At 74.5% G+C, this 12,651-nt stretch carries 14 protein-coding genes and 1 pseudogene; 7 read left to right on the forward strand and 8 right to left on the reverse strand.

The features are described 5' to 3' along the window. Positions 1-89 precede the first annotated feature (89 nt). Positions 90-1,124, reverse strand: coding sequence for a helix-turn-helix domain-containing protein (locus AB0L34_RS17095; protein WP_363705403.1), 1,035 nt, complete (start codon positions 1,122-1,124; stop codon positions 90-92). Between the two features lie 79 nt (positions 1,125-1,203). Continuing rightward, complete coding sequence (locus tag AB0L34_RS17100) at positions 1,204-1,965, reverse strand: TetR/AcrR family transcriptional regulator (protein ID WP_363705404.1); 762 nt, start codon at positions 1,963-1,965, stop codon at positions 1,204-1,206. 97 nt (positions 1,966-2,062) lie between these two features. Here AB0L34_RS17100 and AB0L34_RS17105 point away from each other — a divergent pair, with 97 nt between their 5' ends. Further along, positions 2,063-3,028, forward strand: a complete 966-nt coding sequence (locus AB0L34_RS17105; RefSeq protein WP_363705405.1) for an ATP-binding cassette domain-containing protein — start codon at positions 2,063-2,065, stop codon at positions 3,026-3,028. Continuing rightward, positions 3,021-3,794 carry an ABC transporter permease gene (locus AB0L34_RS17110; protein ID WP_363705406.1) on the forward strand — a complete coding sequence of 258 codons (774 nt, stop codon included), beginning with the start codon at positions 3,021-3,023 and terminating at the stop codon, positions 3,792-3,794. The genes AB0L34_RS17105 and AB0L34_RS17110 overlap by 8 nt, the downstream gene beginning before the upstream one ends. Before the next feature lie 110 nt (positions 3,795-3,904). Here AB0L34_RS17110 and AB0L34_RS17115 read toward each other — a convergent pair whose 3' ends face one another. Beyond that, positions 3,905-4,408 carry a hypothetical protein gene (locus tag AB0L34_RS17115; protein ID WP_357452164.1) on the reverse strand — a complete coding sequence of 168 codons (504 nt, stop codon included), beginning with the start codon at positions 4,406-4,408 and terminating at the stop codon, positions 3,905-3,907. 66 nt (positions 4,409-4,474) lie between these two features. After that, the gene (locus AB0L34_RS17120) at positions 4,475-6,106 is read right to left on the reverse strand and encodes a RecQ family ATP-dependent DNA helicase (RefSeq protein WP_363705407.1); all 1,632 of its coding nucleotides are present in this window, start codon (positions 6,104-6,106) and stop codon (positions 4,475-4,477) included. Positions 6,107-6,267: 161 nt separating this feature from the next. Here AB0L34_RS17120 and AB0L34_RS17125 point away from each other — a divergent pair, with 161 nt between their 5' ends. Together AB0L34_RS17125 and AB0L34_RS17130 are read left to right on the forward strand one after the other, a co-directional pair. Continuing rightward, positions 6,268-7,101 (forward strand): class I SAM-dependent methyltransferase, encoded by an 834-nt coding sequence (locus tag AB0L34_RS17125; protein WP_363705408.1) that lies wholly within the window; start codon positions 6,268-6,270, stop codon positions 7,099-7,101. Positions 7,102-7,147: 46 nt separating this feature from the next. Continuing rightward, the gene (locus AB0L34_RS17130; RefSeq protein WP_363705409.1) at positions 7,148-7,783 is read left to right on the forward strand and encodes a helix-turn-helix domain-containing protein; all 636 of its coding nucleotides are present in this window, start codon (positions 7,148-7,150) and stop codon (positions 7,781-7,783) included. Positions 7,784-7,826: 43 nt separating this feature from the next. Here the strand turns inward: AB0L34_RS17130 and AB0L34_RS17135 are convergent, their stop codons facing one another. Both AB0L34_RS17135 and AB0L34_RS17140 read right to left on the reverse strand, forming a co-directional pair. Beyond that, on the reverse strand, positions 7,827-8,777 hold the full coding sequence (locus AB0L34_RS17135; protein WP_363705410.1) for a TIGR03557 family F420-dependent LLM class oxidoreductase: 951 nt from the start codon (positions 8,775-8,777) through the stop codon (positions 7,827-7,829). A gap of 91 nt (positions 8,778-8,868) precedes the next feature. Beyond that, positions 8,869-8,991, reverse strand: a complete 123-nt coding sequence (locus AB0L34_RS17140; RefSeq protein WP_363705411.1) for a hypothetical protein — start codon at positions 8,989-8,991, stop codon at positions 8,869-8,871. A 186-nt stretch (positions 8,992-9,177) separates the two neighbouring features. Between AB0L34_RS17140 and AB0L34_RS17145 the strand changes: the two genes are divergently transcribed. Next, the gene (locus AB0L34_RS17145) at positions 9,178-10,668 is read left to right on the forward strand and encodes a glycoside hydrolase family 3 N-terminal domain-containing protein (RefSeq protein WP_363705412.1); all 1,491 of its coding nucleotides are present in this window, start codon (positions 9,178-9,180) and stop codon (positions 10,666-10,668) included. 44 nt (positions 10,669-10,712) lie between these two features. On the opposite strand, the gene AB0L34_RS17150 is transcribed toward AB0L34_RS17145, so the two are convergent. Together AB0L34_RS17150 and AB0L34_RS17155 are read right to left on the reverse strand one after the other, a co-directional pair. Beyond that, complete coding sequence (locus AB0L34_RS17150) at positions 10,713-11,000, reverse strand: GNAT family N-acetyltransferase (RefSeq protein ID WP_350706281.1); 288 nt, start codon at positions 10,998-11,000, stop codon at positions 10,713-10,715. Then, a pseudogene (locus tag AB0L34_RS17155) lies at positions 10,997-11,134 on the reverse strand (cysteine desulfurase-like protein); the annotation flags it as partial. The pseudogene AB0L34_RS17155 and the gene AB0L34_RS17150, both read right to left, overlap by 4 nt. 90 nt (positions 11,135-11,224) lie before the next feature. Here AB0L34_RS17155 and AB0L34_RS17160 point away from each other — a divergent pair. Further along, positions 11,225-11,590 (forward strand): hypothetical protein, encoded by a 366-nt coding sequence (locus tag AB0L34_RS17160; protein ID WP_357452190.1) that lies wholly within the window; start codon positions 11,225-11,227, stop codon positions 11,588-11,590. A gap of 59 nt (positions 11,591-11,649) precedes the next feature. Further along, positions 11,650-12,471, forward strand: coding sequence for a DUF1206 domain-containing protein (locus AB0L34_RS17165; protein WP_363705413.1), 822 nt, complete (start codon positions 11,650-11,652; stop codon positions 12,469-12,471). The last annotated feature ends 180 nt before the right edge of the window (positions 12,472-12,651 follow it).

Raw genomic sequence — 12,651 nt, forward strand, 5'->3', positions numbered from 1 at the left:
CTCCGTGGACGGCGGGCGCCTCGCCACGGCCCCCGTTGGCGCCCGATCCCGTTGTCGCCATCGGCGGAGGGGATCGGCCGCCTCGGATGTCAGTCTGCCCCGACCGGGTTGACCGTGGACGCCGTCGAGTTGACTTTCCGTGCCGGCTCCGGCTGACTGACGCGCCAGGATTGCGGCGTCATGCCGTGGGCCGCCCGGAAGACCCGGCTGAAGTGCGCCTTGTCGGGGAAACCCCAGCGTGCCGCGATCGCCTGGATCGGATGGTTGCGCAGGCCCGGGTCGGCCAGGTCGCGCCGGCACCGCGCCAGTCGCAGGTCCCGGATGTACGACGCGACCGTCGACTCCTCGGCCTCGAAGAGCCGGTGCAGGCTGCGCAGCGAGATGTGGTGGGCGTCCGCCACCACCTGGGGGCTCAGCGTCGCGTCGCCCAGGTGCCGTTGGATGTAGCCCTGGACCTGGGTGACCAGCGCGCGCCGGCGTACCTCGGTGGGCACGGCGTCCTCGGCCACCAGGTGCCGACCGAGCATGGTGGACGCGAGGTCCAGCGCGACGGTGCCGAGCCGGGCGGCGTCGGCGGCATGGTACTGCTCGGGATGGTTGGCGACCTGGACGAGGAACTGCGCCAGCAGCGCGCCGATCCCCTCGGTGCCCGACATCCGGCCGCCGAGCAGGGGCGCCAGCCGGTCCGGCGGCAGCGGCAGCGCGCCGTGCGGGATGAGCGCCACCACCGACCGGGCCGCCTCCTGACCCTGGTCGTCGCCGACGTGCCGGACGCCGTGCGGGCGCGAGGCGTGGTAGAAGGTGAACTCGTCGGGCCCCAGCGTGCTGCTCCGGCCGGCCTGGCTGACCACGCCGTCGCCGTTGACGGTCAGCGCCAGCATGTAGACCTCCGGATCCGACTGGCGCACCAGCTTCGGCGTCCGGACGCAGTCCAGCGACGGGTACCGGTAGTTGACCACCTGGATCGGGCCGAGCTCGATGATCTCGGCTCGGGCGGCGAAGTCGTGCGCGTGCTCCGTCCGGATCCGCAGCGGCGTCGCCGTACGGGCCACCATGTCGAGCCACATCCCGAAGCGGTCGGCTGCCGGAACCTGTTCCGTGTCGATGGTGGTCCGCCGCAGCATCCCCGCTCCCCGTCCCGTGCTCTCCGTCCGGTGGCCATTGTGGGCGACGCGGCCGGCGGCGGCCAGGGAGGGTTGACGTTCAGTCCGTCGCCGAGCGGCTGCGGACCAGCACCTCGACGCCGTCGAGCACCCGGTCGAGGCCGAACTGCCACTCCGCGTCGAACTCCTCCGCGTCGTTGTCGGCGGCGACGCCGTCGGCCAGCAGCGCGCGGATCGCCGGGTACGGGCCGTGCCGGGTCAGCCGGGCGAGCTGCTGCCAGTAGCGCGCGCCGGCCTCCTCCGGGCTGATCTTGTTCCGCGCCGCCGCCTCGGTGATGTCCGCCGTCAGGGTGGCCCAGTGCCGGGCGTACCCGCTGACCAGCAGGATCGTCGAGATGCGCTCGGCGGCGCGCAGGCCGGTGCCGCGCAGGGTGTCCAGCCCCTGTTCCATCCAGCGCACCTGGTTGGGGCCCATCGGCGGGCCGCCGACCGGGACGTGCCGGGTCCACGGGTGACGGTGGATCGCTGTCGCGTTGCCCAGCGCCCAGCGGGCCAGCGCCGGCCGCCACCCCTCGTCCGCGCCGCGCGGCGGCGGCGGATCGCCGTACGCGGCGTCGGCCATCAGCTCCAGCAGGTCGCTCTTGGCGGAGACGTAACGGTAGAGCGACATGGTGCCGACGCCCAGCTCGCCGGCGACGCGGCTCATCGACACCGCCGGCAGCCCCTCGGCTTCGGCCACCCGGATGCCGGCGGCCACCACCTGCTCCAGGCTGAGGCTGCGCTTGGGGCCCTTCCCAGGGCGTTCGCGCAGGCCCCAGGCGATCTCCACGCTCTCGGGCAGCTCGACGTCGGCGTCGCTCACCCTCACCTCCCGATCCGCTTGACCGTCATCCTAGCCTCTGCGTATGGTCTACGCAGAATAGCGTACGTCATACGCGGAATGCGGAGGGTGAGTGGCGATGGGGGCAGCAGTACCTGAGGCGGTGGAGACGATCGACCTACGCAAGTCGTACGGCGGGGTCACCGTGCTCGACGGCCTGACCATGCGGGTCGCCCGGGGCAGCGTGTACGCCCTGCTCGGCCCGAACGGGGCCGGGAAGACGACGACCGTCCGGATCCTGGCCACGCTCGCCACCCCCGACGGGGGCGTGGCCCGGGTGGACGGTCACGACGTGGTGCGCGACCGGCGGCGGGTGCGGCGGACGATCAGCCTCGCCGGCCAGCACGCGGCGCTCGACGACCAGCAGACCGGCACGGAGAACCTGCACATGATGGCCCGGCTGGCCGGGCTGTCCCCGGTCGCCGCCCGGCGACGGGCCGCCGACCTGACGGAGCGCTTCGACCTGGTCGCCGCCGCCGGACGGCGGGTGGCGACCTACTCCGGCGGCATGCGCCGCCGCCTCGACCTCGCGGCCAGCCTGGTCGGCGAGCCGTCCGTGATCTTCCTCGACGAGCCCACCACCGGCCTCGATCCGCGCAGCCGGCAGGGGCTGTGGGAGGTGGTGGCCGAGCTGGCCGGGGCGGGGGTGACGGTGCTGCTCACCACCCAGTACCTGGAGGAGGCCGACCGGCTGGCGGACCGGATCGCGGTGCTGCACGGCGGCCGGCTCGCCGCCGAGGGCAGCGCGGGCGACCTCAAGCGCCGCTTCGGCGCCCACCGCCTGGAGTTGACGCTGCGCGACGCGCCGAGCTTCGCCGCGGCGGAGCGCCGCCTCGGCGACCGGGTCACGCACCGCGACCCGGCCCGGCTGGAGTTGGCGGTCGCGACCGACGGGGGCGCGCCGCACGTCCGGCACCTGCTCGACGAGGTGGACCCGGACGGGCAGGGCCTCGCCCGGTTCACCGTCCGCGAGGCCACCCTGGACGACGTCTTCCTCACCCTCACCGACGACCCGGTGGCCGCGCGGGAGGTGGCCCGTGTCTGAGCTGACCCTGCGGCCCTCCCGCGCCGGCGAGGCGCTCGTGATGGCGGCGCGCTGCCTGCGGCTGTCCCGGCGCAACGTCGACGCGCTGCTGACCTCGCTGCTGCTGCCCGTGATCCTGATGCTGCTCTTCGTCTACCTGTTCGGCGGCGCGATCGACACCGGCACCCGGTACGTCACCTACGTCGTCCCCGGCGTGCTGCTGCTCTGCGCCGGCTTCGGGGCGGCGGGCACGGCCGTCAGCGTGACCACCGACCTGACCGAAGGGGTGATCGAGCGGTTCCGCACGATGGACGTCAGCGCCGCCGCGATCCTCGGCGGGCACGTCGTGGCCAGCGTCGTCCGCAACACCGTCTCCACCGTGCTGGTGCTCGCCGTCGCCGTCGCCATCGGCTTCCGGCCGACCGTCGCGCCGCTGCGCTGGCTGGCGGCGTTCGGGGTGCTGCTGCTCTTCCTGCTCGCCGTGTCGTGGCTCTCGGCCGCGTTCGGCCTGCTGGCCCGCACCCCGGAGGCGGCCGGCGGCTTCACCTTCCTGGTGATGTTCCTGCCCTACCCGAGCAGCGCGTTCGTGCCGGTGGAGACCATGCCGAGCTGGCTGCGCGGCTTCGCCGACAACCAGCCGGTCACGCCCGTCATCGAGACGCTGCGGGCCCTGCTGCTGGACACCCCGACGGGTACGGCTCCGGCCCGGGCCGTGGCCTGGTGCCTCGGCATCCTGCTCGTCGCCGTGCTGGCGAGCGTGGTGCTGTTCCGCCGCCGGGTCGCCTGAGCGCCGCGCGCCGACCGGCCCGGCCGCCCGCGCCGGACGCGCGCCGGCGGTCACCTGGAACGGGGCGACGGCGGCACCGGACCTCGTCCGGCGCCGCCGTCGTCGACGTGTCAGTCGTTGAGCACCTGGGCGAGCCGGTCGCGGAAGCGCCGCTCCGAGTCGCTGACCACGTCCCCGCCGAGGCCGAGGATGCCGCCGCTGGACGCCGCGCCCACCACCTGCTCGGCGATGTCCACCAGCCAGTGCTTGTACGCCCCGGCCTCGCCCTCGTCCACCTTGGCCGCCAGCAGCGCCGCCGCCTCCTTGGCCCGGCCCAGCACGTCCTCCAGGTAGGCCCGCGGGTCGGACGGCGCGATGACCGGCAGCTCCTCGCCGGCCTCGGGGTCGCCCACCCGGGAGACGACCTCCCCGGCGACGGCGGCGACCAGCGGGCTGGCCGACTCCCGGCCGGCGGAGATGGTCTCCATCCCGGCGGCGTTCTCCGCCATGGTGCGCCTGGTGCCGTCGGACTCGGCGGCGCTCGCCGCGGTCAGCACCGACTGCGGCAGGCCGACCAGCAGTCCCCATTCCTCGTCGGAGAACCCGAACCCGGTGTACGCCGGCTGCTCGATCACGGCAACGCCCCTTCCCGCACTGAATCGCTCGTCGTCCACGGCCCCGCCAGCGGTGCCCGGCTCAGGCTAGTCGAGCGTCAGCAGGCCCTGTTCGGACACCACGCTGACGGACAGCGTCTTGTACCCCACCTCGTCGAAGAGAACCGTCATCCGGTCCTCCTCGTAGCCCAGCACCAGGCCGGGGCCCCACTCCGGGTGCCGGACCTGGCTGTGCACCGGGAACGGCCCGACCGCGCCGTCGTCGGCGGTGCTGGTGCCGGCGTGGCAGTTGTCGCAGTGCCCGCAGACCTTGGTCATCTGCTCGCCGAAGTAGGCCAGCAGCGTCTGCCCCCGGCAGGCGGTGGTCTCGGCGAAGGCCCGCATCATGTCGGTGCGCGACCGGGTCACGCTCTGCCGCCGCTCCGCCTCGGCCAGGGCCGCCGCGGCGGCGTCCACGGGCGTGGGGGAGTGGCGGGGCGCGCCGACGCGCTGCCTCGCCCGCGTCTCGGCCGCGCCGACCTGCTCCAGCAGGGCGAGGTACTGGCCGAGCTTGCGCGGGCCCAGGCCGGTGACCTCGCGCAGTTCCTTCCTGGTGCGCGCCTGCTTGCGCAGCAGCGCGGACAGGTCGCGCAGTTCCGTCTCGTCCGGCAGCCCGCCGCTGAAGAACCGTTGCAACCCGACGTCCTCGGCCTGCCAGAGCAGCAGCACCCGCGCCGGCGCGCCGTCCCGGCCGGCCCGCCCGATCTCCTGGAAGTAGCTGTCCGGCGAGTCGGGCAGCGCCATGTGGACCACCCACGCGATGTTGGGCTTGTCGATGCCCATCCCGAACGCCGAGGTGGCCACCATGATCGGCACCTGGTCGGCGAGGAACGCCTCGTGCAGTTCGGCGCGGGCGCCGGCCGCCATGCCGCCGTGGTAGTACTGGGCCGGGAACCCGGCGTCGGTGAGCCGGGCCGCCAGTTCCTCCGCGGAGCGCCGGGTGGGCACGTAGATGATGCCGGGCCGGGTGTCGTCGCGCAGCAGGGCGAGCAGCCGCCGCCACCGGTAGTCCTCCGTCGGGCAGTGGGCGACCTCGAGGAACAGGTTCGGCCGGTCCAGCCCGGAGACCACCACCTCGGGCTCGCGCAGCCGGAGCCGGACGACGATGTCGTCGCGTACGGGCGGTGAGGCGGTCGCCGTCAGCGCCACCACCGGCGGCCGGCCGATGCCCTCGACGAGGTGGCCGAGCGCCAGGTAGTCCGGGCGGAAGTCGTGCCCCCACGCGGAGATGCAGTGCGCCTCGTCGATCGCCACCAGCGCCGGCTTCAGCGACTTCACCTCGGCCGTCCGGTCGGGGTTGGCGAGCTGCTCCGGGGTGATGAAGAGGAACTCCGCCCGCCCGTCGCGGATCTCGGCGATCGCCTCGGCCTGCTGGGCGGGCGACTCGTCGGAACTGATCCGCACCGCGCGCAGCTCCGGCCGCTGCCGCTCGTTGAGGGCCGCGATCTGGTCCTGCTGGAGGGCGAGCAGCGGGGAGATCACCACGGTCGGGCCGGGGATCAGGCTGGCCGGGATCTGGTAGATCGCCGACTTGCCGGCGCCGGTGGGCAGCACCACCAGGGCGTCGCGGCGCTTCATCACCGCCCGCATGGCGGCCAGTTGGTGGGGCCGCAGCGCCGTCCAGCCGAAGAGGCTCTTGGCCGCGCGGCGCAGGGTCGTGGAGTGCGTGGACAGTTTCATCGAGGGCCGGAGGTACCCGCCGTGATCAGCGGCGAAACCGCCGCCGGGGGTGTGGCGCGGACGGTCCCCCGACGGCCGGCTCCGTTGACAGCCGGGACACCCGCCAGCCACTATGAACACTCGTTCATGAACGGTTGTTCATTACGTTCGGGAGGTGGTCGATGATCGTCAACGAGCAGCAGGCGCAGGCGTGGAACGGTTACGAGGGGCGGCACTGGGCCGCGCACCACGACCGCTACGACGCGGTGAACAGCGGGTTCAACGAGGCCCTGCTGGCGGCCGTACGCCCCGGTGACCGGGTCCTCGACGTCGGTTGCGGCAACGGCCAGCTCACCCGGCTGGCGGCCGGGCGGACGGGCACCGGCGAGGCGCTCGGCGTCGACCTCTCCGCCCCCATGCTGGAGCGGGCCCGGGACCGGGCCGTCGCCGAGCGGGTGGACAACGTCCGGTTCCACCAGGCCGACGCGCAGGTCCACCCGTTCCCGCCAGGGGCGTTCGACGTGGCGCTGAGCCGCTTCGGGGTGATGTTCTTCGCCGACCCGGTGGCCGCCTTCGCCAACCTCGGCCGCGCGCTGCGGCCCGGTGGTCGCCTCGCCTTCCTCTGCATGGACGACATCCGCCGACGTGACCTCGGCCAGGTGCTCGCCGCCCTCGCCGCCCACCTGCCCCCGCCGGACGGGGACGGGACGGGGGTGGCCGAGCCGCTGTCGCTGGCCGACCCGGCGGTGGTCGACCGGGTGCTCACCGCGGCCGGCTTCACCGACGTCGACTGCGCCGCCGTCGAGGCGCCCCAGGTCTGGGGACGGGACGCCGCCGATGCCGCCGCCTTCCTGGCCGGCTGGGGGCCGATCCGTCACCAGTTCGACCGCGTGGACCGGGCGACCGTCGACCGGGCCACCGCCGCGCTGACCGAGGCGCTGCGCCGGTACGAGCAGCCCGACGCGGTACGCCTGCGCGGCACCGCCTGGCTGGTCACCGCCCGCCGCCCCGGCTGACCGGGGCGGTCGGCCGGCCTCCGACGACGTCTCTACGATTCGGGTGATGTCACCCAGGACAGCGGCGGCCCTGCGGGGCGGCGACCGGAGTCTGCGCGATCACCTGATCGCCACGGCGGAGCGGCTGATCGCCGACCGTGGCGTGGCCGGGTTGACCGTGCGCGACATCGCCCGGGCCGCCGGCGTGGCCGACGGCGTGCTCTACAACCACTTCGCCGACAAGGAGGAGTTGCTCGCGCACGCGCTGCACGCCCACGTCCGCGCCGCCGGGGAGCGGGCGGGCGGGCCGGCGCCGGAGCCGGGCACCGGGACCGTCGGGGCGAACCTGCGCGCGCACCTCATCCGGGCCCTCGCGCTGCACGCGGCGGTCCTGCCGGCCTTCGCCGGGCTGCTGCACCAGCCCCGGGTGCTCGCCCGCTTCGCGGAGCTGCCCAGTCCCGCCGCGGGCGGCTCGGTGCGCGCGGAGCTGGCCGACTACCTGCGGGCGGAGCAGCGGCTCGGCCGGGTGGCCCCGGACGCCCGGCCCGACGCCGTCGCGGCCCTGGTCGTCGGGGTCTGTCACGACCTGGTGCTCGGCCACCTGCTCGACCCGGCCGCCCCGGCCCCGGCCGAGCTGCCCGCGCAGACCGTCGACGACCTGATCGTCACCCTGCTGCACGGCATCGCCCCGGCGCCCGACTGAACCGGGGGCCGGGGCACCTGTCGCGCCGCCGGGGAAACACCGCTCAGCGCAGGCGCGGGAACACCTCGCGCTGGTAGAGGTCGAGCATGCCCTGCCAGTTCGGCCCCGTGTTGGCGACGTAGACCTCGTCGAAGCCGGCCTTGGCGTACTCGTCGATCTTGGTCAGGTGCGCGTCGGCGTCCCGCCCGCAGACGAACGCGTCCTTCATCATCTCCGGCCGGACCAGCTCCGCGGCCTGCTCGAAGTGCCGCGGCGAGGGCAGCACCTGGGACAGCTCGCCCGGCACCCCGGCGTTCGGCCAGCGCTCGTACGCGATCCGCATCCCCTCCTCCTCGGTCTGCGCGTACGCCGCCTTGAAGCCGGCCTGGCACGGCTTGTCGCCGCCGCCGCCCTCGCGGAACCGCCGGACCAGATCGGCGTCGGGGGACGTGTTGACGAAGCCGTCGCCGATCCGGGCCGCCAGGTCGACGGCCTTCGGGCCGAAGCCCGACACGTAGATCGGCGGGGGAGTGTCCGGCAGCGTGTAGATCCGGGCGTGCTCGACGGTGTAGTGCCGGCCGTGGTGGTTGACGAAGCCGCCCCGCCAGAGTTCGCGGATCACCGCGACGGCCTCCTCCAGCATCTCCAGCCGGACGTCGGTCTGCGGCCAGACGCCGCCGAGGATGTGCTCGTTGAGCGCCTCGCCGCTGCCCACCCCGAGCACGAACCGGCCGGAGTGCATGACCGCGCTGGTGGCCGCCGCCTGGGCGACGATCGCCGGGTGGACGCGCACCGTCGGGCAGGTGACGGCGGTGGTGACCGGGAGTCGGCAGACCTGGCTGAGCGCGCCGATCACCGACCAGACGAAGGGGCTCTGCCCCTGCGCGTCCGTCCACGGGTGGTAGTGGTCGGAGATCCAGAGCGCCTCGAAGCCGGCCCGTTCCGCGGCGCGCGCCTGTTCGAGCAACTCCGCCGGCGCGTACTCCTCCGTGGACAGAAAATAGCCGATCCTCATGCTTCCCCCTCGCCGTGTCGTACCGGGTCCAACGAGGCAGGCGGTACCCCGGTGGCCGCCGTCGGAACCGGGCGGGCCGCGCGGGCGGGGCTCAGCGCCGGAACATCGCGCGGATCGCGGCGAGCAGCAGCAGGGCGCCGACCACCAGGCCGAGCAGGCGTACGCCGGGGACATCGGCCGGGCTCGTCGCGTCGGCCAGCAGCAGGGGATCCATCCTCGAACTGTCCCCAGCTCCGCGCCCGACGGCAACTGTAAGGTTTATTGACTATTCAGCCGGGCGATGTGACCATGGCAGCACCGCCGCCGGTGGCGGGCCGCCGGGCGCGGAGAAGACGGGGGTACGACGACCGCATGAGCGAGCGAACCATCAGACACCACGCGGGCGGGCCGAGGTGACGGCGTGAGCGCCGGAAGCCTGGCGGCCCTGGCCGCCGCCGTCCTGCAGCCCGGCTTCGTCGGCACCACCCCGCCGCCCTGGATCTGCCGCTGGCTCGGCGAGGGGCTCGGCTCGGTGGTGCTCTTCGCCCGCAACGTGGTCGACCCGGAGCAGGTGGCCACGCTGACCGCCACCCTGCGCGCCGAGCGCCCCGACGTCGTCGTCGCCATCGACGAGGAGGCCGGCGACGTGACCCGGATCGAGTCCGCCCGGGGCAGCTCCCGGCCCGGCAACTTCGCCCTCGGTGCGGTGGACGACCCGGCGCTGACCGAGCAGGTCGCCCGGGACCTCGGCGCCGACCTCGCCGCGCTCGGGATCACCCTGGACTACGCGCCGGACGCCGACGTCAACTCCAACCCGGCCAACCCGGTGATCGGCGTGCGCTCCTTCGGCGCGGAGCCGGCGCTGGTCGCCCGGCACACCGCCGCCTGGGTGCGCGGCCTCCAGGCCGGCGGGGTCGCCGCCTGCGCCAAGCACTTCCCCGGGCACGGGGACACGCGGGTCGACTCGCACCACGCCCTGCCCCGGATCGCGGCCGACCGGGCCCGCCTCGACGCCGTCGAGCTGGCCCCGTTCCGGGCCGCCGTGGCCGCCGGCGTGCAGGCGGTGATGACCGGCCACCTGCTGGTGCCGGCGCTGGACCCGGAGCTGCCGGCCACCCTCAGCGGCCGGATCCTGGGCGGGCTGCTCCGCGACGAGCTGGGCTTCTCCGGCGTCGTCGTCACGGACGCGGTGGAGATGCGGGCCGTCGCCGGCCGGTACGGCTTCGCCGGCGCGACGGTGCGTGCCCTCGCGGCCGGGGCCGACGCGATCTGCATCGGCGGCGAACGGGCCGACGAGGAGTCGGCACGGCTGCTGCGGGACGCCATCGTCGCCGCCGTCGTCGCCGGCGACCTGCCGGAGGAACGCCTCGCCGAGGCGGCCAAGCGGGTCGGCCAGCTCGCCGCCTGGACGGTGACCGCGCGCGCCGAGCGGCCGCCCCGGCCCCGCCCCTCCGCCGAGGGCTCCGCCGTCGGGCTGGCCGCCGCCCGGCGGGCGCTGCGGGTCACCACCGCGCCCGCCGGCGTCGGCGCGCTGCCGCTGGCCGGCCCCGCGCACGTGGTGGAGTTCGAGCCGCCGCGCAACATCGCGATCGGCCCGGAGACGCCGTGGGGCCTGGCCGCCCCGCTGGCCGACCTGCTCGCCGGCACCACCACCGCCCGGTACGCCGAGGCCGACGTGCCCGCCGACCCGACCGCCGGTGCGGCCGGCCGGTGCGTGGTGCTGGTGGTGCGCGACCTGCACCGGCACGACTGGGTGCGGGCGGCGGTGGGCCGCGCGCTGGCCGCCCGCCCGGACGCGGTCGTGGTCGAGCTGGGCGTGCCCGAGGCGGTCACCGGTGCCGTCCACGTCGCCACCCACGGCGCCACCCGGGCCGCCGCCCGCGCCGCCGCCGAGCTGCTGACCGGTCGCTGACCCGCCCGCCCTGCCGACGTCGCCGACCGCCCGCGTCGCCCCGGCTACGCCTCGGGGACGACCAGGTCGGCGTACTCGGGGTGGCGGTCGATGAAGGCGGCCATGAACGGGCAGCGGGGCACCACCCTCGTGCCGCGCTCGCGGAGCTGGTCGAGGGTGTCCCGGACCAGCGTCGCGCCGACGCCCATGTTCTGGAACTTCGGGTCCACCTCGGTGTGGGTGAAGACCAGCACCTCGCCGCGCGGCAGGTACGCGGTGAACCCGGCCAGCGCGTCGTCGACCAGGATCTCGAACCGGTGCTTGGCGGGGTTGTCCTCGACCAGGGTGCTCACCCGGCCATTCTGCCCCCGCCACCGGCGAGCCGGTCCAGTTCGGCGAGCAACCGGTCCACCTCGTCGGCCGTGTTGTAGTGGTGGACGCTGGCGCGCACCGCCCCGCCGCTGTCCCGCAGCCCCGTCGCCTGGAACCCTGGCCGCGCCCGGCCGCCACGGCGCCGCCACCTGGGCGGATGATCATCACAATGCCGGGGTCGCGGTCGTCTCGTACCCTTGGCCGCGTGACGAACCGACGCGTGTACTCCCCGCTGACCCCCACCCGCCGGGCTGCCGGCCTGCTGGCCGGCCTGGCGCTCGGCGTCGCCCTGCTGGCCGGTTGCAGCTCCGAGGGCGCCTCCACCGACTGCGGCCTGGACGCCTGCACGGTCACCTTCGACCGTGGCGTCGAGGCCAGCACCACCATCCTCGGCGTGGAGGCCAAACTGGTCGGCGCGCAGGGCGACCAGGTGACCGTCGAGGTGGCCGGCGAGCAGCTGTCGCTGACCACCGGCCAGCAGGCCACCGAGGTCGGCGGCTTCTCCGTGACGCTGGACAGCGTCACCGACCAGGAGGTCAAGATCCGGGTGGCGAGGAACCCCGGCAACTGACCCGCCCGGGCGGCGGTGGCCGACGTTTGGGGATCTTCGCATTCGGAGATTGTGGCGCCATGTCACTCACCTGGAACGCCGAAGCCACCGCCTCCCGTACGGCGAACAGCCGGTGGCTCGAACTGTTGGCCCGGGCCGGTTTCATCGGCTACGGCATCGTGCACCTCCTGTTCGCCTGGCTGGCGTTGCAGATCGCGTTCGGGAAGCCCGCAGACGACGGCGACCAGTCCGGCGCGCTGCGCACCATCGCCGCCCAGCCGCTGGGCAAGTTCCTCGTCGTCACCATCGCGGTCGGCCTGTTCGCCATGGCGATCTGGCAGGCGCTGGAGGCAGCGGTCGGGCACCGCGCCGAGCGCGGCAAGGAGCGGGTCTGGGAGCGGCTGGCCTCGCTCGGGCGGACCCTCGTCTACCTCTACTTCGCTTGGACGGCCGTCAAGGTCTTCAAGGACGCCGGCTCGAACAGCGCCGACCAGCAGGAGGCGCTGACCGGCCGGGCGATGGAGTCCTCCGGCGGTCGCTGGTTGGTCGGCCTGGCCGGGCTCGTGCTCGCCGTGATCGGCGTCGGGCTGGTGATCTACGGGCTGGTCAAGCGCTTCGAGAAGCATCTCAGGAGCGGTGAGATGAGCCCGCGGACCCGCCAGCTCGCCCGCCGGCTCGGCGTCGCCGGCTACGTCGCGAAGGGCGTCGCGTACGGCATCGCCGGTCTGCTGGTCGTCCTGGCCGCCGTCAACTACGACCCGGAGAAGGCCCGGGGCCTGGACGCGGCGCTGCACACGCTGCGCGACCAGTCGTACGGTCAACTGCTGCTCACCCTCGTGGCCCTCGGGATCGCCGCCTTCGGCCTGTTCTGCTTCCTCCAGTCCCGGTACCGCAAGGTGTGAGCCTGGTCGATTCCGGGGCCGTCGGGCACTATTGGGCCTTTGCCCCGAAATAGGCCGCCCGGTCCGGAAGAGGAGTGAACCCGTGCAGAGCTACCTCGGGACGATCGCCGCCGCGCTCGCCGCGGCGGCGGTCGCCCCGGGCGTCGTCGGGGGCGGGCCTCGCGTGGGGCGGGGGCGCGG

Source organism: Micromonospora sp. NPDC052213 (assembly GCF_040679695.1).
Taxonomy (GTDB): Bacteria; Actinomycetota; Actinomycetes; order Mycobacteriales; family Micromonosporaceae; genus Micromonospora.